The organism is Methylomonas sp. Uni0011 (assembly GCF_056850255.1).
The window spans coordinates 58,094-82,217 of the sequence record NZ_JBVVNO010000013.1 but is presented as its reverse complement, the minus strand read 5'-3'; the positions used below and the strand labels follow the sequence as shown (position 1 = coordinate 82,217).

Sequence of the window (24,124 nt, the reverse complement as noted above, 5' to 3'; positions counted from 1 at the left end):
CTTAGTTGACCAGTAAAATAATCAATTGCGCGGCTATGATGCGCAAAATCATCACTAGCGGATACACCGTCGCATAAGCCATCGACACCGCCGCCGACGGACTCAGATTGTTGGCGAAGGCCAGCGCCGGCGGATCGGTCATGCTGCCGGCCAACAGACCGCACAGCGACAGGAAATTCAATTTATAGAAGATGCGGCCAACCGCAGCAACGGCCAATAGCGGCAGCAAGGTAATCAGTGCGGCGCAGGCCATCCAGTAAAAACCGTCGCCCTTGACCAGGGTTTCGACGAATTGGTCGCCGGAGTGCAGCCCGACGCAGGCTAAAAACAGCACGATGCCGATATCTTTCAAAATGATGTTGGAGCTTTTCGGCAGATGCCAGGTCATCGCGCCCCAATTGCCGATCCGGCTGAGCATGATCGCCACCAGCAAAGGCCCGCCGGCCATGCCCAGTTTGACCGCGGACGGGATGCCGGGCAGATATAGCGGAAAACTGCCCAACAACACGCCGAGCGAGATGCCGATAAAGATCGGCATGATTTGCGGATGGTCCAGTTCCTCCAGCGAATTGCCCAGCGCTTTTTCGATGCTGGTTAGTGCATCCTGGCTGCCGACCACGTGCAACTCGTCACCGAATTGCACATGCACGTGGCTGGTCGGCGAAAATTCGACGTCCGGCCGGTGAATCCGCGAGATCGTGACGCCGTAAAGCAGGCAGAGGTTGCCGATGGTCTCATTGATCGCCGCCTTATTGGTGACCACCAAACGTTTGCTGTGCAGATTGGTGGCAATTTGTTTCAGGTCGATATCCGATTCCGGGCCGATCAGGATTTTCAGTTGCTCCAGCGGTTCGCGCTCGCCGACCAGCCGGATCGTATCGCCGACCGCAAGCCGACTGTCCTGGCCGGCGACGTCGACCTGGCCGTTATGCAGAATTCGAGTCATGACCACGTTCATACCTTCGAAAAACGGAATCTGGCTCAGCATCAGGCCGTTAAGATTGGGGTTTTCGACTTTCAAATCTTTCCAGATCGGTACGTGCGCCTGTTGCTGCTGGTTGTCGTCGAACAGCTTGGCTTCGTGGGCGATATCGATCTTGAACAGGCGCTTGTTCAACAACATCGCCAGAATGATTCCGGCTATGCCGAACGGATAGGCCACGGCGTAACCCAAGCCCGGCATTTTCAGGGTCTCCGGGCCGATATTGGGTAAAGTGTCCAACACTTGCTGAGCCGCAGCCAGCGATGGCGTGTTGGTCGTCGCCCCGGAAAACAGGCCCACCGCGACCGGCATCGGAATGTCGCCGACGATGCTGATCAGTACCGCTATCAACGCTCCCAGCAAAACCACGGCGGCGGCCAGCCCGTTCAAGCGCAGGCCGTAACGAAAGAAAGCGCTGACGAAGCTGGGACCGACCTGCAAACCGATGGCGTAAACGAACAATACCAAGCCGAACTCGCGCAGGAAGTGCATGACTTCCGGATTAATGCTGAGATGGAAATGGCCGAAGATCAGGCCGGAGAACAACACGCCGGCGATGCCGAGCTGAATGCCGGCCAGCGACAAGCGGCCCAGCACCAGGCCGCTGGCGACTACCAAACTGATAATGAGTAGCGTGTGGGGTACGGAATCTTGATTGAAAAGCGATAGCAACCAGGACATGGCCTATTCCTTAGGGATGGGATTTACGGGATTTTAGGTTTGCTTACTCAAAACGGCCTGACTATGATGGGTCTTCCCCGCCGGTGCGAAAGCGCTGATCGGATTGTACAACAAGCCAACCAAGGGTGATCGGGATGAACAATAACTACTACAACATCAAATTATTCGTCATGCTGGGGTTGTTTGCCGCCGGAGCGAATGCGGCGGATATCAATGCCGGCAAAGCCAAGGCGGCGGTTTGCCAGGGCTGCCACGGCAGCGCCGGCGTCAGTAGCAGTCCGCTGTGGCCGAGTTTGGCCGGGCAAGGTGCAATCTACATCGAAAGCCAGTTGAACAAATTCAAGTCCGGCCAACGCGAAAACGAGGTGATGAAACCGATTGCGGCCGGTTTATCGGAAGCCGACATGCAGAATCTGGCGGCTTACTACGCCAGCTTGCCGGGCAAATCGGCGGGTGGCGGGGTTGATGCCGCCTTGATCGCTCAGGGTAAGGAAAAAGCCGGCATGTGTCTGGGCTGCCACGGCAATAATGCGCAGGGAACCGGAATGGTGCCCAAACTCGCCGGCCAGCAGCCGCAATATCTGGCCAAGCAACTGGCCGATTTCAAGAAAGGTGCGCGCAAGGCTTCGCAAATGAATGCGATGGCGCAATCGTTGAGCGACGACGATATCAAGGCTTTGGCCGCTTATTTAGGATCGTTGTAGCGGCGTTTGCCCCAGCCATTTGTTTGGCGGCGGATCAGCGGTAGGGAGGTGGCGGCGGAGAACCTGGCGGTGGCGGCGGAATTCTCGCCGGAGTAACCCTTTGCGCAGGGGATTGATCAGAAAATTCTGCCGATACCGGAACCTTGTGGCCTTTGCCGTACATGCACTGAACGTAGGCATAGTCGTAGTTTTGTTGGGTGGCATAACCGGCGCGGCGGGCTTCGCCGCTGCCGGCGATGGTGCCCGCCATTAATCCGGTACCGGCGCCGATGGCAGCACCGCCGCCACCGCCCAAAGCCGCGCCGGCAGCCGCACCGACCGCCGTACCAACGGCGGCGCTGCCGATCTGGCTATCCGCGCTGGCTTGATTCGGTGTGGCGCCGACTTGTCCGCCAGCGTACTGTTGGCACAGATAATCGTCCTGGCGGAATTGCTCGAACGTCATGCCGCTGCCGGGCAAGGCCATCACGCTCGGCCCGGATGGCAGGTGGGCGCAGCCGCCGCTCAGCAAAGCAACGCCGACCAAGCCGATAACGCCGTTACGTTTCATGACGCGTCTCCACTCAATTCGGCGGCGTTGGCACGACTTGGCGCCAGCCGCCGGGGCATTGGTTGATGTAAGGGTAATAGCCGGCCGGATTGTCGCAGTAATACCAATAGCCTTCCGGCAAGGGTGCGTTGGGTGTGGCCGGTCGTTCGCGTTCGATGTAAACCGGCGGTTGGGCCGGAACCGTTATGATTTCCCGCGGATAGTAAGGATATGCCGGGTAGTAGGGATAAGCCGGATAATAAGGCCGCGGAAACAGTGGGACTCCCAAGTAAAAACCGAAGCCGGGATGATAGTGGCGGCCGAAACCATGGACGTGGTGGTGCGGGCCGGCGTCGGCGCCGAATGCCAACACCGACATGACCGCACCTGCGGCCAGCCAAGGCCGGAGTCTAAGTTTGTCTCTACCCATAAAATCCTCAACTGGTTTGCCGACTGGGGAACGGGATATCGATCGTGACGCGCAAGCCGCCGGCTTCGCGGTTTTCGGCGCCGATCCGGCCGCCGTGCGCTTCGATCGCGCGTTGGGCGATGGTCAGGCCCAAGCCGGTGCTTTGGGCTTTCGCCGGTGTGCCGCTGCGAAAAAACGGCTGAAATATCGCCGTTAAATCTCGATCGGGAACCCCTGGGCCGGTATCGTCTATCCGGATTCTTAAGCGCGTATTATGACGGTCGAAATCGGCGGCTAACGCCACGCGACCGTCGCGCCGGCTGTGCTGGACCGCATTGCGCAGGACGTTTTCGACGGCTCGGTGCAGCAATTCGGGCAGGCAATAGCCGCGCGCGTCGTTGATCCCGGAATAATTCAGTGAAATTCCGTTCTGTTGCGCTTCGAAGCCGACGTCCTCGACGATATCGGCCAACAAGTCGGCAATATTGATCAATTCGAACGTTTGCTTATTGATCCCCGCTTCCAACCTGGACAACATCAGCAGTTCGCCGACCAAGTCGCTGATGCGCTGAGACTCCCGTTCGATGCGCTCCAAGGTTGCCGGTAATTTTTCCGGCTGTTGCTGGGCCAGGCCGATCGCAGCTTGAATCCGCGCCAACGGCGAGCGCAATTCGTGCGACACGTCGTGCAGCAAATGTTGCTGGGCGCCGACCAAATTGCCGATTTGCTGGGCCATGTGGTCAAAATCCCGTCCCAAATCGCTTAATTCGTCGCGGCGCCGGCCCATGCCCAGGCCGATACGGGTATCCAGCCGGCCTTGGGCCACGGCATGAAAGGCATTGCGCAGATTGCGGATCGGTCTGGCGAAGTACCATGCCAACAGCGCGCTAAAAACCAGGCTGGCGACGCTGCCGGCCAGTATCGGTGCAATGGGCGACGGCGGCGTGCGCGGCGGCGGCCGGCGATTGTCGCGGTCGGGCGGCGGGTGTTGGCCGGGGCCAGCCAAGCCCAGCAGGTCCGGCGGATTGGGCGGCAGGGCCATTCTGAAATTGTCGGCGAAACCGTTTTCCGGCGACGGTACGAATAACAGATAACGGTGGCCGTCGTCGGCAGAGATCATGCGGATCGCGTCCGGATATTGGCCGTCTGCGTAAAGCGTCCGCGCCTGTTGCAAAATCTCCGCCGAGATTTCGCGGCCCAACAATTCCCGGTCCTGGTCGTCCACCGCGTAAATCGGCGGAAACCGTTCCTGGCGCAAAGCATGGATAAAATCGCGCAAACCGGCGACGCCGCTGCGCGGTAACAAATTGGCAGCAACACTGACCATCGAAGCGATATGCCTGACGTTGATCCCATTGGGTTGATTGGCGCGTTCAGCTTGTTGTTGCGATTCCCGCAGCCAGAATATCGTGCCGACGCCGATGCCCGCCGTCAGCCAGGCCAGCCAGAATGCGAAAAAGAACTTCCAGAACAAGCGGCCCATCTCAATCCTTAACCAGTTGGTAGCCTTGGCCGCGCACGGTCTGGATGTAGGAGCGGCCGTCGGCCTGATTGCCCAGTTTCTGGCGAATACTACTCATGTGCACGTCTATGCTGCGGTCGAAGCGGGCCAGCGGCCGGCCCAAGGCTTTTTCCGACAGGGCTTGTTTGCTGACCACCTGGCCGGCCTGGCAAGCAAGCGCTTCGAGTAGATTGAATTCGGTGCTGGTCAATTCCAGGGTTTGGTCGAACCAGATCGCCTTGCGTTTTTCGCTCCAGATTTGCAGCGGTCCGACCAAAATCGGCCCATGTTGCCGGAGGTCGGCCGCAGCCTGGGTTCGGCGCAAAATCGCCCGGATTCGGGCGACCAGCTCGCGCGGTGTGCAAGGCTTCGGCACGTAATCGTCGGCGCCGGATTCCAGGCCGATGATCCGGTCCACATCGTCGCCTTTGGCGGTGAACATCAGGACTGGCACCCGGCTCTCCAGTCTGATTCGGGCCAGGATTTCGGTGCCTTTGATGTCCGGCAGCATGATGTCCAAGATGACCAATTGGTGTTTGCCGGACAGGGCCTGTTGCAGGCCGGAATGGCCGGTCATGGCGATGTCGACTGCGAAGCCTTCCCGCTGCAAATACTCGCTGAACAGCCCCGCCAGTTCCTCATCGTCGTCGATAATCAACACGTTGCTCATCTGCTTTGACTCCACCAAAATTCGATGCCGCATGATAGCGGTTGCCGGCGCAATCGCGCCAACCGCTTTTACTTGATTTTACTTTGCGCTAACCGCAGTTAACTCCCTGTTTGCAATACTGGATTCCGGCATATAGCTGCTCGGCGTTGCCGTTTATCCGATCAATCCAAGTCACGGAGTTGTTATGAAGAAGTTCTTAATTGTTGTAAGTCTGTTGCCGCTTGCCGTCTTCGCCGGCCCTCGCCACGGCGAACCTCGTTGCGAGGGCGGTTTCGATTCGGCTCATCATGGCGAGTTTGTTGCAGGCGAGCATCTGCCGCACTTTCTGCGGCCGCTGAATCTGAGCGATGCGCAACGGGCGGAGATCAAAAACCTGTTGCAGAACCGGTTTAGCCAGGGCAAGGAGAAGATGGGCCAGGGGCGGGCGATGCACGAGGAGTTACGGAAACTGAGTTTTTCCGCCGACTATAGCGACGAGAAAAGCCTGAGCCTGGTCGAAAAGTCGTTGGAATTGCACAAGCAAGCCGTGTTGGATAAGGCCAAACTCGAGAATCAGATCTATAAACTGCTGACCCCGGAGCAACAGCAGAAGTTACAAGCCGAGCTGGACAAAGCCGAACATTGAATCACACTGTTAATTGCCCATGATCCCAGGCAAGGCATGCTGGTCGGGGAGTCGGTGGATTGAAGGCCGGTTGGCGTCGGTTGACCAGGATTCTTGGCTCGGTGTGGCCGGTGTGCACCAAAACGGAAAATTGTTAATGACCAAACAAGCATAATTTCGTAAAATCTCGCTGTTTTTATCTCTCCGGAACGGGATCGGCCGCAAGGCTTATCCCGTTTTCTACATCTAAGGTGGCCAATCTTGAATAAACCCGCATTACTGGTATTAGAGGATGGGACTGCGTTTCACGGCGTTTCGATCGGCGCCGATGGCTGTTCCGTCGGGGAAGTGGTATTTAATACGGCGCTGACCGGTTACCAGGAAATCCTGAGCGATCCTTCCTACGCCAGACAAATCGTGACTCTGACCTACCCGCATATCGGCAACGTCGGCACCAATGCCGAGGACGACGAGTCGGCAAAAGTATTCGCCAGCGGTTTGGTGATTCGCGACTTGCCGTTGCTCGCCAGCAGCTGGCGCCAGCAACAAACCCTGCCCGAATATCTGCAACAGCACAATGTGGTGGCGATCGCCGATATCGATACCCGTCAGCTGACCCGCTTGCTGCGCGATAAAGGCGCCCAACGCGGCTGCATCATGGCCGGCGAAACCGTCGATATCGCAGCGGCTACCCGGGCAATAGCCGATTTCCCAGGTTTGCAGGGTATGGATTTGGCCAAGGACGTCACCACCGGCCAGGCCTACGAGTGGACCGAAAATGTCTGGCGATTGGGCGCAGGCCATGAAACCGCGCCGGACTTGGTCAAACATGTCGTCGCCTACGACTTCGGCGTCAAACGCAATATCCTGCGGCTATTGGCGAACCGGGGCTGCCGGGTTACGGTAGTGCCGGCGAAAACGCCGGCGGCCGAGGTATTGGCTCTGAATCCGGACGGGGTGTTTCTGTCCAACGGCCCCGGCGATCCGGAGCCTTGCGATTACGCGATCGAGGCGATCAAGGTTGTTTTGGAGAAAAAAGTACCGGTGTTCGGGATTTGCCTGGGCCACCAATTGTTGGCGCTGGCCAGCGGTGCGAAAACCGAGAAAATGAAATTCGGCCACCATGGCGCCAACCACCCGGTCCAGGACTTGGCTAGCGGCCGGGTCATGATCAGCAGCCAAAACCACGGATTTGCGGTCAGCCCCGACAGTTTGCCGGCCAATCTGAAAGCCACCCACGTGTCGCTGTTCGACGGCAGCTTGCAGGGCATCGCCCGCACCGACGTACCGGCCTTCAGTTTTCAAGGCCACCCGGAAGCCAGCCCGGGGCCGCACGATGTGGAATCGTTGTTCGACGATTTCATTATGCTGATGGACCAGTCCCGTTAAGCCCAGTTTTTTATAGAGTGATATGCCAAAAAGAACCGACATAAAATCGATTTTATTACTGGGCGCCGGACCGATCGTCATCGGCCAGGCCTGCGAGTTCGACTATTCCGGCACCCAGGCCTGCAAAGCCTTGCGCGAAGAAGGCTACCGGGTGATTCTGGTCAACTCCAATCCGGCAACGATCATGACCGACCCGGACATGGCCGATGCGATTTACATCGAGCCGATCGACTGGCAGACCGTCGAAAAAATCATCGAAAAAGAACGCCCGGACGCGATTTTGCCGACCATGGGCGGCCAGACCGCACTGAACTGCGCGCTGGCGTTGGATAAGCACGGCGTGCTGGCCAAATACGGCGTGGAAATGATCGGTGCCACCAAGGAAGCCATCAACAAAGCCGAGGATCGCGACCTGTTCAATCAGGCCATGCGCAAGATCGGCCTGGAAGTGGCCAAATCCAAAGTTGCCCACAGCATGGAAGAAGCCTTTGCCGCGCAGGAAGAGGTCGGTTATCCGACCATCATCCGGCCCTCGTTCACGATGGGCGGCAGCGGCGGCGGTATTGCCTATAACCGCGAGGAATTCATCGAGATTTGCGAGCGCGGCCTGGATTTGTCGCCAACCAACGAGCTGTTGATCGAGGAATCGATTCTGGGTTGGAAGGAATTCGAAATGGAGGTGGTGCGCGACCGTAACGACAACTGCATCATCGTCTGCTCGATCGAAAACTTCGATCCGATGGGCGTGCACACCGGCGACTCGATCACCGTCGCCCCGGCGCAAACCTTGACCGACAAGGAATACCAAATCATGCGTAATGCCTCGCTGGCGGTGTTGCGCGAAATCGGCGTCGATACCGGCGGTTCCAACGTGCAGTTTGCAGTCAATCCGGACAACGGCCGCTTGATCGTGATTGAAATGAATCCGCGGGTCAGTCGTTCCTCGGCCCTGGCTTCCAAAGCCACCGGTTTCCCGATTGCCAAAGTCGCGGCAAAACTGGCGGTCGGTTTTACGCTGGACGAGCTGCGCAACGAAATCACTGGCGGCGCGACGCCGGCTTCGTTCGAGCCGAGCATCGATTACGTGGTGACGAAGGTGCCGCGGTTCGCGTTCGAGAAATTCCCGCAAGCCAACGACCGGCTGACCACCCAAATGAAGTCGGTCGGCGAAGTGATGGCAATCGGCCGTACCTTCCAGGAATCTCTGCAAAAAGCCTTGCGCGGCTTGGAAGTCGGGGTCGATGGTCTGGACGAAGTGGCGGATTTGACCGATTCGAACGCACAGGACATTATCCTGCGCGAATTGCGTTACCCCGGTCCGCAACGTTTGTGGTACGTGGCCGACGCATTCCGCAGCGGTTTGAGTTTCGCAGAAATTAACCAGGCCTGCAAAATCGACCCCTGGTTCCTGGCTCAGGTTGAAGATTTGATCGCCACCGAAAAGGCGCTGTCCACCAAAACCCTGGCAACCTTGGAGCCCGGCGAATTGCTGCGGCTGAAACGCAAAGGTTTCTCGGACAAGCGTCTGGCGAAATTGCTGGAAACCAAAGAGTCGGAAGTGCGCAACGTCCGACACAAGAAAGGCATTCGGCCGGTGTTCAAGCGCATCGACTCTTGTGCGGCCGAATTCGCCTCCGACACGGCTTACCTGTATTCCACCTACGAGCAGGAATGCGAAGCCAAGCCGTCGGATCGGGAAAAAATCGTGATCTTGGGCGGCGGTCCGAACCGGATCGGTCAAGGCATCGAGTTCGACTATTGTTGCGTCCATGCGGCCTTGGCGTTGCGCGAGGATGGCTATGAGACCATCATGGTCAACTGCAACCCGGAAACCGTATCGACCGACTTCGACACCTCCGACCGCTTGTATTTCGAGCCGTTGACCTTGGAAGACGTGCTGGAAATTATCGATCTGGAGAAGCCCAAGGGCGTTATCGTGCAGTACGGCGGCCAAACCCCGCTGAAACTGGCGCGTGCACTGGAAGCTGCCGGAGCGCCGATCATCGGCACCTCGCCGGACTCGATCGATTTGGCCGAAGACCGCGAACGCTTCCAAAAATTGCTGGAGCGCTTGAATCTGTTGCAGCCGCCCAACGCGACCGCGCGTTCGGTGGAGCAGGCGGTCAATTCCGCCAAGGAAATCGGCTATCCGCTAGTGGTGCGGCCGTCCTACGTACTGGGCGGGCGGGCGATGGAAATCGTGTTCAACGAAGACGGCCTGCGCCGCTATATGAAAGAGGCTGTCAGCGTCTCCAACGATTCGCCGGTATTGCTCGACCGTTTCCTGGACGACGCGGTGGAAATGGACGTCGACGCGATTTACGACGGCGAAACGGTGCTGATCGGCGGTTTGATGGAACACATCGAACAGGCCGGCGTGCATTCCGGCGACTCGGCCTGCTCGATTCCGCCTTACGATTTGCCGGCCCATTTGCAAGATCAGTTGCGGGCGCAGGTGGCGAAAATGGCCGAAGCCTTGGGTGTGCGCGGGTTGATGAACACTCAGTTCGCGATTCAAGGCGAGACCGTATACGTGTTGGAGGTTAATCCACGCGCGTCGCGGACTGCGCCGTTCGTCTCCAAAGCCACCGGCTATCCGCTGGCGAAAATCGCCGCGCGTTGCATGGTCGGCAAATCGTTGAAAGAGCAGGGCGTGACCGAAGAACGTATCCCCGAGTATTTCTCGGTCAAGGAAGCAGTGTTCCCGTTCATCAAGTTCCCCGGCGTCGACCCGTTGTTGGGGCCGGAGATGAAGTCCACCGGCGAGGTAATGGGCGTCGGCAAAACCTTCGGCGAAGCCTTCGCCAAGTCGCAACGCGCTTGCGGTGTGGATTTGAGTCATAGCGGCAAAGTGTTGATCAGTATTCGTGATGCCGATAAACCCAAATTGCCGGAATTGGCGAATATGCTGATCGCCAAAAATTACGAAATCGTCGCGACTCCAGGCACCGCCCGCGTGTTGCGCGAGGCCGGGATCGCTTGTAAAGACGTGTTCAAGGTCAACCAGGGTCGGCCGCATACCGTGGATATGATCAAGAACGGCGAAATTCAGATGGTCATCAACACGACCGACGGCGCGAAAGCGGTAGCGGATTCGTTCACGATGCGGCGGGAAGCGCTGCAGCGCAAGGTGACTTATTACACGACGATGGCCGGCGCCAGAGCGGCTTGTTACGCGCTGGGTGAACTCGATGCCGGCGACGTCAATTGTCTGCAAGATTTGCATAACAGTTTTAACGGATGAAGCAAAAGGGGAGCAGTAGATGCAAAAATTTCCGCTGACGGTGGCTGGCGCCAATAAGCTGCGTGCCGAGCTGGAGGAATTGAAAACCGTAATTCGGCCGCGGATTATCCAGGCCATCGCCGAGGCCCGCGAGCACGGCGATTTGAAAGAAAATGCCGAGTACCATGCGGCGCGCGAACAACAAAGTTTTGCGGAAGGGCGGATTGCCGAAATCGAAGGCAAGTTGTCCAATGCCAATATCATTGACGTGACCAAAACCGATGCCAACGGCAAGGTCGTATTCGGCGCGACGGTGGAAATCGAGGATCTGGATTCGGGTAAGGTTGTGACTTACCAAATCGTCGGCGAGGACGAAGCCAATATCAAGGAAGGCAGGATTTCGGTCGGATCGCCGATCGCGCGGGCCTTGATCGGTAAGGAAGTTGAAGATGTCGTGACGGTGAAGGCGCCGGGCGGCGATGTCGAGTACGAGATTATTTCGGTCAAATATATCTAGCCGGTTCGAGCGGGGAGGCGCTGCCTCCCCAATAGGCTATTTTTTCGGGTTCTGCCGGTAAACCACAGCAATTTGGCCGATAGACTGAATCAGCTCGGCTTGGGTTTCAGCGCAAATTTGTTCCGAGATCACTGCGCGTTCGTCCCGGTCGGCGCGAATTTTAATTTTGATCAGTTCGTGCGCATCCAGCGCGACATTGATTTCTTTCAGCACCGCTTCGGTCAGGCCGGCCTGACCGATGATCACCACCGGGTTCAAGGCATGTGCCTGGGATTTGAGTTTTTTCTTTTGGATGGGATTCACGCAGTTTCCTTGACTTCTAAAACCGAGCGATTTTACACGAATAGAAAATATGGCACGCAGCAAAAGTAGCCAGCAGTGGATGCAGGAACATTTCCAGGACGAATATGTCAAGAAAGCCCAGGCCCTGGGTTACCGCTCGCGGGCGGTATTCAAGCTGATCGAAATTCAGGAAAAAGACAAAATCATCAAACCTGGTATTAATATAGTTGACCTGGGTGCGGCGCCCGGAGGTTGGTCGGAATACGCCAGCAAGATCGTCGGCAAGAAAAGTAAAGTGATTGCGCTGGATTTGTTGCCGATCGAACCGATCGAGGGTGTCGAATTCATTCAAGGCGACTTTCGGGAAGACGAAGTCCTGGAAAAATTGTACAAAGTGCTTGATGGTGAGCCGGTGCACTTGTTATTGTCGGATATGGCCCCCAATATGAGTGGTAGCCGGGAAATGGATCAGCCGCGCTCTATCTATCTCGGGGAATTGGCATTGGACGCCGCCCAGCGGATTTTAGTCAAGGGTGGGACGTTTTTAATAAAAATGTTCCAGGGCGGCGGTTTCGACGAGTACTATAATCAGGTGCGGCAGCAATTCAGCAGCGTCGCAATCAGAAAACCCAAGGCTTCGCGAGCGCGGAGCAACGAAGTCTACATTCTGGCGAAAGGTTTTAAATGAACCGGCGAAATGCCTCGATTACAGGCGGTCCCAGCCGGTAGGGTGCGAGTACTCCTGATACAATTACTCGGTTTTTAAATATGTTGGCCATTCCTGGCTGGAGCGCGTAACTTGAGCGATATGATTAAAAATTTGGTTTTGTGGGTGGTCATCGCGGTGGTATTGATGGCCGTATTCAACAATTTCGGGTCGCGGGCGGTTCGTAGCGACGCCAATTTGTCGTATTCGCAACTGATCGACGCGGTTAAAGCCGGTCAGGTTCAGCAAGTCGCGATCTCCGATAATACGGTCAAAGGCCGCATGCACACCGGCGATAAGTTCAAGACTTATATGCCGAATGACCCGCATTTGATCGACGATTTGTTGGCGAATGGGGTCGAAATCACCGTGCAGCCGCCCGAAGAACCGTCGATGCTGATGCAGATATTCGTGTCGTTCGGCCCGATTCTGTTGCTGATAGCGGTTTGGGTGTTCTTCATGCGGCAGATGCAGGGCGGTGGCGTCGGCGGCCGTGGCGGTGCGATGGGTTTCGGTAAAAGCAAGGCCCGGATGCTGGACCAAGATCAGAACAAGGTCACCTTTGCCGACGTCGCCGGTTGCGACGAGGCCAAGGAAGAAGTCCAGGAAATGGTCGACTTCTTGAAAGACCCGGCCAAATACCAGCGCTTGGGCGGTAAAGTCCCCCGCGGCGCGCTGATGGTCGGACCTCCGGGTACCGGTAAAACCTTGTTGGCGCGGGCAATTGCCGGCGAAGCTAAGGTGCCGTTCTTCACCATTTCCGGTTCGGACTTCGTCGAAATGTTCGTCGGTGTCGGTGCATCCAGGGTGCGCGATATGTTCGAACAAGCCAAGAAGCACGCGCCATGCATTATCTTCATCGACGAGATCGATGCGGTCGGTCGTTCCCGCGGTGCCGGTCTCGGCGGCGGCAACGACGAGCGCGAACAAACTTTGAACCAGTTGCTGGTCGAAATGGACGGTTTCGAAGGCCACGAAGGCATTATCGTCATCGCAGCGACCAACCGCTCCGACGTACTGGATAAAGCCTTGTTGCGTCCCGGTCGTTTCGACCGTCAAGTGGTGGTCGGCTTGCCAGACGTCCGCGGCCGCGAGCAGATTCTGAATGTGCATTTGAAAAAAGTGCCGATGGCCGACGACGTAAAAGTCAAATACATCGCCCAAGGCACGCCCGGCTTTTCCGGTGCCGACTTGGCCAATCTGGTTAACGAAGCCGCATTGTTTGCCGCCCGCTTCAACAAGCGCTTGGTCAGCATGGTCGATTTGGAAAAAGCCAAGGACAAACTGATCATGGGTGCGGAACGGCGCTCGATGGTGATGGACGAGAAAGAGAAGAAAATGACAGCCTACCACGAAGCCGGTCATGCCATCGTCGGCCGCTTGGTGCCGGACCACGATCCCGTCTATAAAGTCAGCATCATGCCGCGCGGCCGGGCTTTGGGTGTGACGATGTTCCTGCCGGAACGCGACCAGTACAGTGCCAGCAAGCGCAAGTTGGACAGCATGATTTCCAGTCTGTACGGCGGCCGTATCGCGGAAGAACTGATCTTCGGTTGGGAAGAGGTGTCGACCGGCGCGTCCAACGATATCGAGCGTGCCACCGAACTGGCCCGCAACATGGTGACCAAATGGGGTTTGTCGCAGCGCCTGGGGCCGTTGGCTTATAGCGAAGAAGAGGGCGAAATCTTTTTGGGCCGGTCCGTGACTCAGCACAAATCGGTTGCCGAGGAAACCTCGCATACCATTGACGAAGAGATTCGCTCGATCATCGATCGCAACTACGAGCGCGCCGAAACCATTCTGAAAGAAAACATGGACATCCTGCACGCGATGGCAGAGGCGTTAATGAAGTACGAAACCATCGACAAGTACCAAATCGACGACTTGATGTCGAGAAAACCGGTTCGCGAGCCTAAAGGCTGGGACGATACGCCGTCGCCAAGCGATGAGCGGAAAAACGACCATTGGGATCAAAAAAGCGGCGATGAATCGATTGGCGGTGCAGCCGAACAGGGCTGATAACGCCGCATGGAATAACAAGAGAGGCTCCGGCCTCTCTTTTTTTTGGTTTAAATAAGGTAGATTCGAGAATGGCAAAAAAATATTTCGGTACCGACGGTATTCGGGGTAAGGTCGGCGAGTACCCGATAACCGCCGACTTCATGTTGAAACTGGGCTGGGCCACCGGCAGGGTCTTTGCGCGGGAAGGCAGCGGCTTCGTCTTGGTAGGCAAAGACACCCGGATTTCCGGCTATATGTTCGAATCGGCGCTCGAAGCCGGTTTGTCGGCGGCCGGCGTCGATACCCGGATGTTGGGGCCGATGCCGACGCCGGGTATCGCCTATTTGACCAGGACGCTGCGGGCCAGAGCCGGCATCGTAATCAGCGCTTCGCATAATCCTTACTACGACAACGGCATCAAGTTCTTCTCGGTCGACGGCGCCAAATTACCGGACGAAGTCGAGCACCAAATCGAGCAATATCTGGACGCGCCGATCACGACCGTTGAGTCGGCGAAATTGGGCAAGGTCAAGCGCATCAGCGACGCGGCCGGACGCTACATCGAATTTTGCAAGGCTACGGTACCGCCGCATCTGGACTTCAAAGGCATGCGCATCGTCATCGATTGCGCCAATGGCGCCACTTACCATATCGCGCCGCATGTGTTCAGCGAGGTCGGGGCTGAGGTGGTGACGATAGGCGCCGAGCCGGACGGCTTGAATATCAACGACGAATGCGGCGCTACCAAACCGGAGTATCTGGCCGCCAAGGTGCTCGAGTACCGCGCCGACTTGGGTATCGCGCTGGACGGCGACGGCGACCGCGTCATCATGATCGACCATAAGGGCGAGATCGTCGACGGCGACGAACTGATCTACATCATTGCCAAATCGCGCCTCGACGAAGGCAAATTGCTTGGGCCGGTAGTCGGTACGCTGATGTCCAATCTGGGTATGGAACACGCCTTGAACGCATTGAACCTGCAACTGCTGCGAGCCAAGGTTGGCGATCGCTATGTAATGGAAATGCTGACGGAGAACAAAGGCATGTTGGGCGGTGAAGGTTCCGGCCATATCATTTGTCTGGACAAAACCACCACCGGCGACGGCATCGTCGCGGCATTGCAGGTGCTGGCGGAAATGCAGCGTACCGGCAAAAGCCTGCACGACCTCAAATCCGGTATGAAGAAATACCCGCAAGTGCTGGTCAACGTCAGAACCGAGAAAAAAGTCAAAATCGAGGAAATTGACAGCATCAAGAAAGCCGTCGAAGCCGTCGAGAAAAAACTCGGCGACAAAGGCCGGGTGTTGTTGCGTTCGTCCGGCACCGAACCATTAGTCCGGGTGATGGTGGAAGGTGTCGACGAAGACGATGTCACCCGTTACGCCAACCAGTTGGCGGCAGACGTGAAGAAGGCCATTGCGGCTTGAATAAGTGGGCTTATCCCGATATGATATGCGGTCTTATTTAGCTTGGAGGGTGCAATGCGTCGATCTTTGATTATGGGGAATTGGAAAATGAACGGCTCTCGGGAAGAGGGGCAAAAGCTGGCGCAAGCCCTGGCCGACGGCCTTGGTAACGTCGAGCAAGAAGTTGCCGTGTGCGTTCCATTCGTCTACCTGTCAGATATCCGCTCGGTGTTGGCATCCTCGCCAATCGCATTGGGTGCGCAAAATGTCGCGGACCAAGCGGCCGGTGCCTATACCGGCGAAGTATCCGCCTCAATGTTGGCCGATGTCGGCTGCAAATACGCTCTGGTCGGCCATTCCGAGCGCCGCAGCTACTACGGCGACACCAACGCATCCGTCGCCAAACGTTTCGCTCAAGCTTTGAGCAAAGGCGTGGTGCCGGTATTGTGCGTGGGTGAAACCCTGGAAGAGCGCGAGCAAGACAAAACCTTCCAAGTCGTCGACGAGCAATTGGACGCAGTGATTGCCGAAGCCGGCATCGAAGCGTTCGAAAAAGCGGTCATCGCTTACGAACCGGTGTGGGCGATCGGTACCGGCAAAGTCGCTACCGACGAGCAAGCGCAAGAAGTGCACCAGTACATTCGCAAACGCATCGCAGACAGAAATGCTGCCATTGCCGAGAAAGTACAAATTTTATACGGCGGTAGCGTCAAACCTGATAATGCCAAAGGTTTGTTTGCGCAGCCGGACATTGATGGCGGTTTGGTGGGCGGTGCATCTCTCGATGCCAAAGGCTTCCTGCAAATTTGCCATTCGGTTTAGTTCCATCCGATTAAGGTCTTTATGTTGTACCAAATTATAATAATTATTCATATCTTCCTGGGCATAGGCATCATTGGTTTGGTGCTGATGCAACAAGGAAAAGGCGCGGATGCCGGAGCAACTTTCGGCGGCGGCGCATCCGGTTCGGTGTTCGGCGCCCAGGGTTCCGCATCGTTCCTGTCCAGAACCACTGCAATTTTCGCGACCCTGTTTTTCATAACCAGCTTGGGTCTGGCGGTGATGGGCGGTTATCAAGGCAAAAAGACCGACATCGTTCTGGAATCGGCTCCGGCAGCGGCAGAACCCGCTAAGTCGGAACTGCCGTTACCGCAGAGCGCTGCCGATGTTCCGGCTGCAGTGCCGGGCGTAGTCGACGCCAAAATCCCCGAAGCGCCGGCCATCAAAGAAGTCGAAAAACCGGCCGCGCAATAAGTGTTAATGCCGACGTGGTGAAATTGGTAGACACGCCATCTTGAGGGGGTGGTGACGCAAGTCGTGCCGGTTCAAGTCCGGCCGTCGGTACCAAAATAAAAAACCCGCCTGCGGTGACGTTAGGCGGGTTTTTTTTGCAAACGAGAAACCGGTAAGGAATCATGCCAAACAAACTCACGCTTGCCCGGCTGGAAAGCCTGTTACTCACCGCCTGCGACGACCTGCGCGGCAACATGGATGCCAGCGAGTACAAAGAGTACATCTTCGGCATGCTGTTTTTGAAACGCGCCAGCGATTTGTTCGACCAACGTCGGGAGGAAATCAAGCGCGAAGGCCAGACGGCCGGCTTAAGTGACGCCGACATCGCCTACAACCTGGAGGACCGGGACCAGTATTTCGGCAAGTATTTCTTCGTACCGCCGCGGGCGCGCTGGAACGAAGCGTGGACTGACAGAAACGGTCAGCCTCAAACGGCCTTGAAACACGTCAAGCAAAATGTTGGTACGGCATTGACCAAGGCGCTCGAAGAACTTGAAGACGAAAACCCCGACGCGCTGGAAGACGTGTTGAAAGGCACCATCAACTTCAACCGCAAGATCGGCCAGCACACCCTGGACGACGACACCCTGGTCAATTTCATCCAGAACTTCGACAAAATCCCGCTGCGCGACGACGATTTCGAATTCCCGGATTTGCTCGGCGCGGCCTACGAATGGCTGATCAAACATTTTGCCGATTCGGCCGGCAAGAAAGCCGGCGAATTCTACACCCCGGCGGAAGTGGTGCGGATTTGCGTGGAAATCTGCGATCCGCAGGAAAACATGAGCATTTACGACCCGACGGTCGGCTCGGGCGGCATGTTGATTCAGGCCCGCGACTACGTGCGCGAATGCGGCGGCGACCCGCAAGAACTGGCCTTGTACGGCCAGGAAAAAATGGGCACCACCTGGTCCATCTGCAAAATGAACATGCTGCTGCACGGCATTTCCCACGCCGTGATTCGCCAGCAAGACACCCTGCGCGATCCGCAGCATCAAGACGACCACGGCGAACTGCAACGCTTCGACCGGGTATTGGCCAATCCGCCGTTCAGCCAGAACTACATCAAAAAAGACCTGAAATTCCCCGGCCGCTTCCCGGTATGGATGCCGGAAAAAGGCAAAAAAGCCGATTTGATGTTCGTGCAGCACATGCTGGCGGTGTTGAAAGCCGACGGCCGCTTGGCGACCGTGATGCCGCACGGCGTGCTGTTCCGCGGCGGCGAGGAACGCGAAGCCCGCCAATATTTCATCGACAAAGGCTATCTGGAGGCCGTCATCGGCCTGCCCAGCAACCTGTTTTACGGCACCGGCATCCCGGCCTGCATCCTTGTGCTCAACAAAGCCGGCGCCGCCGCGCGCCAGCAGGTGCTGTTCATCAACGCCGACCGCGAATACCGCGAAGGCAAAGCGCAAAACCACCTGCGCCCGGAAGACATCGACAAAATCGTCCACGCCTATCGCGCCGGCACTAACATTTATGGATACGCTCGCTTGGTGCCGCGCAGCGAAATCCAGGCCGAAGACTATAACTGCAACATCCGCCGCTACGTTGACAATGCCCCGCCACCGGAACCGCACGACGTCCGCGCCCATCTCCACGGCGGCGTGCCGCTGGCCGAAATCGATGCGCTGGCGCATTTCTGGCAAAACTATCCCAGCTTGCGGGAAAGCTGTTTTGTGGAACGGGAAAATGTAGGTTGGGTTAGCGATAGCGTAACCCAACAAACCGAAGCTAGCGTCGGGTTACGGCTATCGCCTAACCCGACCTACGCGGATTTTGCCGACATTCTGGGAGACAAACGCGCCATCGCCCACCACGTAAACCAGCATCCCGGCGTCGAGCAGCGCCAGGCGCAATTCATGGCGCAACTGGCGCAGTGGTGGCAGCAGCATTTACCGTTGATCGAAGCGTTGGCACCGAATGCCGCCAACCGACAGGCCAAGCCCAACAACGTCTATGCCCTGCGCGCCACCTTGCTGGACAGCATCGAGCGCACCTTTGCCGAGCAAAACCTGCTGACCCGTTACCAGATACGCGGCGCGTTCGCCAACTATTACAATCAGCTAAAGGCCGATTTCAAATCCATCGCCGCCAGCGGCTGGGGCGCGGAACTGATCCCGGACCAGGACATCCTGCACAGCCAGTTCCCGCAGGTTTTAGCCGAACTGGAAAGCCAGCACGCCCGGCTGGCGGAACTGCAAGCCCTGTTTGCCGCAGCCGGCGAGGACGATTTCGAAGACAGCGACGATACCGGCGTATTGCCGCCGGACGAAGTCAAAGCCCTAAAGGCCAACTTGAAAGAAGCCAAAGGCATGCACAAAGCCGCCAAACGCGACAGCAGCCTGGGCGACCCGGACAGCTACCGCCGCGAGGCCGAACGCCTGGAGGCGCAACTGGCCCGCCACAAACGACTGGAAGACGAAGCCAAGCAACTGAAAGCCGAAATCAAAACCACCGAAAAAAGCCGCGACCAACTGGTGGAACAGGCCCGGTTAAAGATCGGCAGCGACGAGGCCCGCCAGGTCATCGTCGAACGTCTGAAAACCCAGCTGTTCGACAGCTATAGGCTATACCTGCGCGCCGACCAGCGCGCCTGCATCGCCGCCATCGAAAACCTGTGGAATAAATACGCCGTCACCGCCAAGCAAATCGAAGCCGAACGCGATCAGGCAGCGGCGGAATTGCAGGCGTTTTTGCGGGAGTTGGGGTATGAGTAACATTTGTCACTCCAACGAAAGCAGGAATCCAGGGAGTTCAAAGCATGAAACAGCCTGCAGTCTATATTTTGGCGAGTCAGCGCAACGGGACACTTTACATTGGCGTAACCAGCGACCTGATCAAACGCATATGGGAGCACAAAAACGATGCGGTCGAAGGGTTTACTCAAAAATATCGCGTGCATTTATTAGTTTATTACGAACTACACAGCGACATGGCGGCGGCGATTATTCGAGAGAAGCGATTGAAAAAATGGAATCGCGCCTGGAAACTGGCGCTGATCGAAAAAAACAACCCTCAATGGCGGGACTTATGGGAGGACTTAGTGCTGTGATTACCCGCTGTTCTTTTCACCAAGCCCCTTACCGTTTCCGTCATTCCCGCGTAGGCTGGAATCCAGCGAGGGCTAGCCTACCGTCCATGGCACTGGATTCCGGCAATCCCCCCGTTCGAGGCGGGGGCAAGCTCAGCCGAAGTGACGCGGTTTTTCAGTCTGCAAAAACGCTGTTACCGGCTTTGTGTTCCCCCATCCGCCGTCATTCCCGCGCAGGCGGGAATCCAGCGAGGGCCTGTCTACGATCCATGGTGCTGGATTCCAGCAATTACTCTGTTCGAGCCGGGGGCAAGCTCCGCCGAAGTGACGCGGTTTTTCAGTCTGCAAAAGCATTGTTACCGGCTTTGTGTTCCCCCATTCGCCGTCATTCCCGCGCAGGCGGGAATCCAGCGAGGGCCTGTCTACGATCCATGGTGCTGGATTCGAGCAATTACTCTGTTCGAGCCGGGGGCAAGCTCAGCCGAAGTGACGCGGTTTTTCAGTCTGCAAAAGCATTGTTACCGGCTTTGTGTTCCCCCATCCGCCGTCATTCCCGCGTAGGCGGGAATCCAGCGAGGGCCTGTCTACGATCCATGGTGCTGGACTCCGGCAATCGCCCCGTTCGAGCCGGGGGCAAGCTCAGCCGAAGTGACGCGGTTTTTCAGTCTGCAAAAACATTGTTACCGGCTTTGTGTTCCCCCATCCGCCGTCATTCCCGCGCAGGCGGGAATCCAGCGAGGGCTAGCCTACCGTCCATGGCACTGGATTCCGGCAATCCCTGCCGGAATGACGATTCCTGGGAGTTGGGGTATGAGTGATTTCACGGAAGTTGCTGTTGGCGAGCATCTGAAGCTTACCAGCGGATTTCCCTTCCCGTCTTCTCAATTCTCTAATGAAGGATTTCCACTCATTAGGATTCGAGATGTTTTGACCTCGCAGACTGAAACCTATTTTCAAGGTGCCTTCCCACCTGGTTACGTCATCAAAAAAGGTGACATTCTTATTGGCATGGACGGAGACTTCCATGTCGTCAAATGGCGCGGAAGAGATGCTTTGCTGAATCAGCGGGTTCTAAAAATAGATGTTCAAACTGAAGAAGTCATTGTATTGGACTATTTGTTTTACTGGCTTGGCCCTTTTATCAAAAAGATAAACGACATAACGGCCGCCACTACCGTAAAGCACTTATCGACAAAAGATCTTGTAAAAGCGATAGCAAAGTTTCCTGAAGTTGCCGCTCAGCGCAAAATCGCCGCCATCCTCACCAGCATTGACACCGCCATCGAAAAAACTGAAGCGCTGATCGAGAAATACCGGCAAATCAAAGCCGGGCTGATGCACGACTTGTTCACCCGCGGCGTCCTCCCCAACGGCCAACTCCGCCCACCCCACACTCAAGCCCCCGAGCTGTATCAGGAAACCGAAATCGGCTGGATTCCGAAGGAGTTTGACTCGAAAAATCTTCGTGAGGTTTGCTTTGAAATCAGTGACGGTGCGCACTATTCGGTAACTCGGTGCGTTGAAGGCATACCATTTCTATTTGTCTCTTGCGTCAAAAATGGACGTATTCTCTGGGATGATGCTGCTTGTATTTCTTCAGCAACTTATGAAGAAATATCAAAAAAGAGCAAGCCGTATCGAGGAATGATTTTATTCACTGTCGTTGGCTCATATGGCCATGCTGCATATGTACCAACGAGTGATCCTTTTGGTTTTGAACGCAACATTGCCTACTTGAAACCAAACACTGTATTCATAGAGCCAAAGTTCTTGTATTACTGGCTCATGTCGAGTTGTGTCAAAAACCAAGTCGAGCGTTTAGTTATCGGGAATGCCCAAAAAGTACTGACGCTCGGAAATATGGGAAAAGTGTTTGTTTCTTTACCTAGGGCGGATGAGCAAAAGGCTATAGTCTCAAAACTTGAGTCGATTGATAGCGTGTTGAATTGTGAACAACTAGGGCTAGCAAAACTGAAAGATAAAAAACTCGGCCTAATGCAAGACCTCCTCACCGGTAAAGTGCAGGTCAAGGTTGATGAACCACTGGCGGAGGCCAGCAGTGGGTAACCACTATCCCAGTCTTAACCCTGAAAAGGCGTTGATCTGGCGCATCGTTCATCGCGATAATTTGCCGTGGTTTCTGGATAACGGCTTGCATTGCGCCAATTCAACGCTGCAATCACCGGATTACGTTAATATCGGCAATCCGGATTTGATCGACAAGCGCCGGCATCGCCCGGTGCCGATTGCACCGGGCGGCACCTTGGCGGATTATGTGCCGTTTTATTTCACGCCGTTTTCGGTGATGTTGAAAAACATCCATTCGGGTTGGGGCGGCGTACAGCAGCGGCCGAACGAGGAAATCGTGATTTTGGTGTCCAGCTTGCCGCGTGTCGCGGAAATCGGGCTTAACTTTGTCTTTACCGACGCACACGCCTATACCGGCATGGCCGTTTCTACAGCGAGTTGGCCGACCTGGACAAGATCGACTGGCCTATCCTGCAACGGCGGGACTTTAAACGCGACCCCGACGATCCGAGGAAAATGGAACGTTATCAGGCGGAAGCGTTGATTTACCAACACCTGCCGGTCAACGGATTGCTGGGCGTGGTGTGTTACACCGAACAATTAAAACTAAACATAGAGTGGGAGATAGCCGCGCGCAAGCTGGATTTGCCGGTTTATGCGCGTAGCGGGTGGTATTTTTGATGATTACATTTACTCAAGGCAATTTATTAGAGGCACCGGTCGAAGCGCTGGTGAATACCGTCAACACCGTGGGTGTGATGGGTAAAGGCATTGCGTTGATGTTTAAGGAGCGTTTCGACCGCAATTACCGTTTGTATGCCGACGCCTGTAAGGCCAAGCAAGTCCAGACCGGCAAGATGTTCGTGACCGAAGTGAACGAACTCGACGGCCCGCGCTGGATCGTCAATTTTCCGACCAAGCAGCATTGGAAAGCCAAGTCGCGTATGGAATGGATCGTCGACGGTTTGCAGGATTTGCGACGGTTTTTGCTTGAGCATCAGATCAAATCGATTGCCATTCCGCCGTTGGGCGCTGGCAACGGTGGCCTGGAATGGTTAGCCGTGCGCGCGGAAATCGAAAAAGCCTTAGGTGATTTGGACACTGAGATTTTAATCTTCGAGCCGACGGCAAAATATCAAAATGTCGCTAAACGGGAAGGCGTTGAAAAGTTGACTCCGGCGCGGGCATTGATTGCCGAGCTGGTGCGCCGTTATTGGGTGCTGGGCATGGAATGCAGCCTGTTGGAAATTCAAAAACTGGCTTGGTTTTTGGAACGCGCAATCGAGCAGTTTCCCACGGATAAGAACCCATTAAATCTAAAGTTTGTCGCGCATAAATACGGCCCGTATGCTAATCGCTTGGATCATTTGTTGAACAGCTTGGACGGCAGTTATTTGCATTGCGAAAAACGCATCAGCGACGCCGATCCGTTGGATGTGATCTGGTTTGACGATAGCCGTAAAAGCTATGTGCAGACTTATCTGAAAACCGAAGCCGCGCAATATGCCCAGGCGCTAGAATACACCACGGCTTTGATCGACGGCTTCGAATCGCCGTTCGGCATGGAATTATTGGCGACGGTGGACTGGCTGGTCAGCCGGGAAAAGGTTGAGCCCACGGTGGCCGGCGTCCGCGAGGGGTTGAAACGATGGCCGGCGGATGGTGGCGCGGCGCAACGCAAACTCAAGTTATTCGACGAACGGGCGATAGGCATTGCGCTGGAGCGGTTAAAGCAATCGCCGATTACAAATAGTGGTCTTGCCGCGAGCATTTAGAGTCAAGAGACTTGGAAATGCATCAGCCAGCAGAACTTTCCGAGGAAGGCCAGAGAACCTTGGCGGCACTGCAAAAAGCCGCCAGCCGGGCGCTGGAACGCAAGGCGCGCTTGGGGCAATACGCCGTGGTCTGGCGTGACGGCCGACCAACGATTCTGGACGACACCGTTAGCGAACGCGATTTTTTGCGGGCCGACAAGGCTTTCAACGAAAGGATGCTGGCGGAAACCCCGGCCAATGCCCGCTTGACTCGCATGAGCATCGAAGCCCGCATCAAGAGGGCCGATACCTTGCTGGCGCGTCTGGAAAGCTTGTCGCCTTTGGATGTCGGTTTGCCGGCGATTGAGGACTCACCGGCGCGGGACGACGAAAGTTAAGCATTACGCC

General features: G+C 56.3%; 23 protein-coding genes and 1 tRNA gene. 18 read left to right on the top strand and 6 right to left on the bottom strand.

The features are described 5' to 3' along the window. Position 1: 1 nt before the first annotated feature. Entirely contained in the window at positions 2-1,663 is a 1,662-nt protein-coding gene (locus tag AC0IM9_RS14615) for a putative transporter (protein ID WP_482804508.1), read from the bottom strand. A gap of 134 nt (positions 1,664-1,797) precedes the next feature. Between AC0IM9_RS14615 and AC0IM9_RS14610 the strand changes: the two genes are divergently transcribed. Next, positions 1,798-2,367: a c-type cytochrome gene (locus tag AC0IM9_RS14610; protein WP_482804507.1), complete on the top strand. Its 570-nt coding sequence runs from the start codon at positions 1,798-1,800 to the stop codon at positions 2,365-2,367. A 34-nt stretch (positions 2,368-2,401) separates the two neighbouring features. On the opposite strand, the gene AC0IM9_RS14605 is transcribed toward AC0IM9_RS14610, so the two are convergent. From AC0IM9_RS14605 to AC0IM9_RS14590, 4 genes are read right to left on the bottom strand one after another with little or no spacing between them, the layout of a single operon-like run. Beyond that, the gene (locus AC0IM9_RS14605; RefSeq protein WP_482804506.1) at positions 2,402-2,917 is read right to left on the bottom strand and encodes a hypothetical protein; all 516 of its coding nucleotides are present in this window, start codon (positions 2,915-2,917) and stop codon (positions 2,402-2,404) included. A gap of 13 nt (positions 2,918-2,930) precedes the next feature. Then, positions 2,931-3,326, bottom strand: a complete 396-nt coding sequence (locus tag AC0IM9_RS14600; protein ID WP_482804505.1) for a hypothetical protein — start codon at positions 3,324-3,326, stop codon at positions 2,931-2,933. 7 nt (positions 3,327-3,333) lie between these two features. Then, positions 3,334-4,788, bottom strand: a complete 1,455-nt coding sequence (locus AC0IM9_RS14595) for an ATP-binding protein (protein WP_482804504.1) — start codon at positions 4,786-4,788, stop codon at positions 3,334-3,336. A 1-nt stretch (position 4,789) separates the two neighbouring features. Then, positions 4,790-5,476, bottom strand: coding sequence for a response regulator transcription factor (locus tag AC0IM9_RS14590; protein WP_140911784.1), 687 nt, complete (start codon positions 5,474-5,476; stop codon positions 4,790-4,792). A gap of 184 nt (positions 5,477-5,660) precedes the next feature. On the opposite strand from AC0IM9_RS14590, the gene AC0IM9_RS14585 reads away from it, so the two are divergent. The 4 genes from AC0IM9_RS14585 to greA all read left to right on the top strand — a co-directional run bounded on the left by AC0IM9_RS14585 (position 5,661) and on the right by greA (position 11,209). Next, a complete protein-coding gene (locus AC0IM9_RS14585) occupies positions 5,661-6,101 on the top strand; it encodes a Spy/CpxP family protein refolding chaperone (protein WP_482804503.1) in 441 nt (146 codons plus the stop codon). A gap of 240 nt (positions 6,102-6,341) precedes the next feature. Beyond that, positions 6,342-7,469: a glutamine-hydrolyzing carbamoyl-phosphate synthase small subunit gene (carA, locus tag AC0IM9_RS14580; protein ID WP_482804502.1), complete on the top strand. Its 1,128-nt coding sequence runs from the start codon at positions 6,342-6,344 to the stop codon at positions 7,467-7,469. Positions 7,470-7,491: 22 nt separating this feature from the next. After that, the gene (gene carB / locus AC0IM9_RS14575) at positions 7,492-10,713 is read left to right on the top strand and encodes a carbamoyl-phosphate synthase large subunit (protein ID WP_482804501.1); all 3,222 of its coding nucleotides are present in this window, start codon (positions 7,492-7,494) and stop codon (positions 10,711-10,713) included. A gap of 19 nt (positions 10,714-10,732) precedes the next feature. Next, complete coding sequence (gene greA, locus AC0IM9_RS14570; RefSeq protein WP_064020763.1) at positions 10,733-11,209, top strand: transcription elongation factor GreA; 477 nt, start codon at positions 10,733-10,735, stop codon at positions 11,207-11,209. Between the two features lie 36 nt (positions 11,210-11,245). Here greA and yhbY read toward each other — a convergent pair whose 3' ends face one another. After that, a complete protein-coding gene (gene yhbY / locus AC0IM9_RS14565) occupies positions 11,246-11,512 on the bottom strand; it encodes a ribosome assembly RNA-binding protein YhbY (RefSeq protein ID WP_482804500.1) in 267 nt (88 codons plus the stop codon). A 49-nt stretch (positions 11,513-11,561) separates the two neighbouring features. Between yhbY and rlmE the strand changes: the two genes are divergently transcribed. The 13 genes from rlmE (at position 11,562) to AC0IM9_RS14500 (ending at position 24,114) form a co-directional block, all read left to right on the top strand. Beyond that, positions 11,562-12,179, top strand: a complete 618-nt coding sequence (gene rlmE, locus AC0IM9_RS14560) for a 23S rRNA (uridine(2552)-2'-O)-methyltransferase RlmE (RefSeq protein WP_140911789.1) — start codon at positions 11,562-11,564, stop codon at positions 12,177-12,179. 120 nt (positions 12,180-12,299) lie between these two features. Then, complete coding sequence (ftsH, locus tag AC0IM9_RS14555) at positions 12,300-14,216, top strand: ATP-dependent zinc metalloprotease FtsH (protein ID WP_186289524.1); 1,917 nt, start codon at positions 12,300-12,302, stop codon at positions 14,214-14,216. A 71-nt stretch (positions 14,217-14,287) separates the two neighbouring features. Next, positions 14,288-15,628, top strand: coding sequence for a phosphoglucosamine mutase (gene glmM, locus AC0IM9_RS14550; protein ID WP_140911791.1), 1,341 nt, complete (start codon positions 14,288-14,290; stop codon positions 15,626-15,628). A gap of 54 nt (positions 15,629-15,682) precedes the next feature. Further along, the gene (tpiA, locus tag AC0IM9_RS14545) at positions 15,683-16,429 is read left to right on the top strand and encodes a triose-phosphate isomerase (RefSeq protein ID WP_482804499.1); all 747 of its coding nucleotides are present in this window, start codon (positions 15,683-15,685) and stop codon (positions 16,427-16,429) included. A gap of 21 nt (positions 16,430-16,450) precedes the next feature. Further along, complete coding sequence (gene secG, locus AC0IM9_RS14540; RefSeq protein WP_482804498.1) at positions 16,451-16,861, top strand: preprotein translocase subunit SecG; 411 nt, start codon at positions 16,451-16,453, stop codon at positions 16,859-16,861. An 8-nt stretch (positions 16,862-16,869) separates the two neighbouring features. After that, a tRNA-Leu gene (locus AC0IM9_RS14535) sits at positions 16,870-16,954 on the top strand. Positions 16,955-17,022: 68 nt separating this feature from the next. Continuing rightward, positions 17,023-19,620, top strand: a complete 2,598-nt coding sequence (locus tag AC0IM9_RS14530; protein WP_482804497.1) for a type I restriction-modification system subunit M — start codon at positions 17,023-17,025, stop codon at positions 19,618-19,620. 44 nt (positions 19,621-19,664) lie between these two features. Further along, entirely contained in the window at positions 19,665-19,955 is a 291-nt protein-coding gene (locus AC0IM9_RS14525) for a GIY-YIG nuclease family protein (protein ID WP_482804496.1), read from the top strand. A 789-nt stretch (positions 19,956-20,744) separates the two neighbouring features. Beyond that, positions 20,745-22,001 (top strand): restriction endonuclease subunit S, encoded by a 1,257-nt coding sequence (locus AC0IM9_RS14520; RefSeq protein WP_482804495.1) that lies wholly within the window; start codon positions 20,745-20,747, stop codon positions 21,999-22,001. Further along, positions 21,994-22,506 (top strand): DUF4433 domain-containing protein, encoded by a 513-nt coding sequence (locus AC0IM9_RS14515; protein ID WP_482804494.1) that lies wholly within the window; start codon positions 21,994-21,996, stop codon positions 22,504-22,506. Before AC0IM9_RS14520 ends, AC0IM9_RS14515 begins: the two co-directional genes overlap by 8 nt. Continuing rightward, positions 22,401-22,643 carry a DarT ssDNA thymidine ADP-ribosyltransferase family protein gene (locus tag AC0IM9_RS14510; RefSeq protein ID WP_482804493.1) on the top strand — a complete coding sequence of 81 codons (243 nt, stop codon included), beginning with the start codon at positions 22,401-22,403 and terminating at the stop codon, positions 22,641-22,643. Before AC0IM9_RS14515 ends, AC0IM9_RS14510 begins: the two co-directional genes overlap by 106 nt. After that, positions 22,643-23,737 carry a type II toxin-antitoxin system antitoxin DNA ADP-ribosyl glycohydrolase DarG gene (gene darG / locus AC0IM9_RS14505; RefSeq protein ID WP_482804492.1) on the top strand — a complete coding sequence of 365 codons (1,095 nt, stop codon included), beginning with the start codon at positions 22,643-22,645 and terminating at the stop codon, positions 23,735-23,737. Before AC0IM9_RS14510 ends, darG begins: the two co-directional genes overlap by 1 nt. 17 nt (positions 23,738-23,754) lie before the next feature. Further along, the gene (locus tag AC0IM9_RS14500) at positions 23,755-24,114 is read left to right on the top strand and encodes a hypothetical protein (protein WP_482804491.1); all 360 of its coding nucleotides are present in this window, start codon (positions 23,755-23,757) and stop codon (positions 24,112-24,114) included. Positions 24,115-24,124: the final 10 nt, after the last annotated feature.

What these genes read in the sequence shown, in the direction of transcription:
- ftsH (WP_186289524.1), top strand. Translation starts at nt 12,300, where the DNA reads ATGATTAAAAATTTGGTTTTGTGGGTGGTCATCGCGGTGGTATTGATG.
- AC0IM9_RS14530 (WP_482804497.1), top strand. Translation starts at nt 17,023, where the DNA reads ATGCCAAACAAACTCACGCTTGCCCGGCTGGAAAGCCTGTTACTCACC.
- AC0IM9_RS14520 (WP_482804495.1), top strand. Translation starts at nt 20,745, where the DNA reads ATGAGTGATTTCACGGAAGTTGCTGTTGGCGAGCATCTGAAGCTTACC.
- rlmE (WP_140911789.1), top strand. Translation starts at nt 11,562, where the DNA reads ATGGCACGCAGCAAAAGTAGCCAGCAGTGGATGCAGGAACATTTCCAG.
- greA (WP_064020763.1), top strand. Translation starts at nt 10,733, where the DNA reads ATGCAAAAATTTCCGCTGACGGTGGCTGGCGCCAATAAGCTGCGTGCC.
- AC0IM9_RS14600 (WP_482804505.1), bottom strand. Translation starts at nt 3,326, where the DNA reads ATGGGTAGAGACAAACTTAGACTCCGGCCTTGGCTGGCCGCAGGTGCG.
- AC0IM9_RS14615 (WP_482804508.1), bottom strand. Translation starts at nt 1,663, where the DNA reads ATGTCCTGGTTGCTATCGCTTTTCAATCAAGATTCCGTACCCCACACG.
- AC0IM9_RS14590 (WP_140911784.1), bottom strand. Translation starts at nt 5,476, where the DNA reads ATGAGCAACGTGTTGATTATCGACGACGATGAGGAACTGGCGGGGCTG.
- AC0IM9_RS14605 (WP_482804506.1), bottom strand. Translation starts at nt 2,917, where the DNA reads ATGAAACGTAACGGCGTTATCGGCTTGGTCGGCGTTGCTTTGCTGAGC.
- secG (WP_482804498.1), top strand. Translation starts at nt 16,451, where the DNA reads ATGTTGTACCAAATTATAATAATTATTCATATCTTCCTGGGCATAGGC.
- AC0IM9_RS14525 (WP_482804496.1), top strand. Translation starts at nt 19,665, where the DNA reads ATGAAACAGCCTGCAGTCTATATTTTGGCGAGTCAGCGCAACGGGACA.
- AC0IM9_RS14585 (WP_482804503.1), top strand. Translation starts at nt 5,661, where the DNA reads ATGAAGAAGTTCTTAATTGTTGTAAGTCTGTTGCCGCTTGCCGTCTTC.
- darG (WP_482804492.1), top strand. Translation starts at nt 22,643, where the DNA reads ATGATTACATTTACTCAAGGCAATTTATTAGAGGCACCGGTCGAAGCG.
- AC0IM9_RS14610 (WP_482804507.1), top strand. Translation starts at nt 1,798, where the DNA reads ATGAACAATAACTACTACAACATCAAATTATTCGTCATGCTGGGGTTG.
- tpiA (WP_482804499.1), top strand. Translation starts at nt 15,683, where the DNA reads ATGCGTCGATCTTTGATTATGGGGAATTGGAAAATGAACGGCTCTCGG.
- carB (WP_482804501.1), top strand. Translation starts at nt 7,492, where the DNA reads ATGCCAAAAAGAACCGACATAAAATCGATTTTATTACTGGGCGCCGGA.
- glmM (WP_140911791.1), top strand. Translation starts at nt 14,288, where the DNA reads ATGGCAAAAAAATATTTCGGTACCGACGGTATTCGGGGTAAGGTCGGC.
- AC0IM9_RS14595 (WP_482804504.1), bottom strand. Translation starts at nt 4,788, where the DNA reads ATGGGCCGCTTGTTCTGGAAGTTCTTTTTCGCATTCTGGCTGGCCTGG.
- AC0IM9_RS14500 (WP_482804491.1), top strand. Translation starts at nt 23,755, where the DNA reads ATGCATCAGCCAGCAGAACTTTCCGAGGAAGGCCAGAGAACCTTGGCG.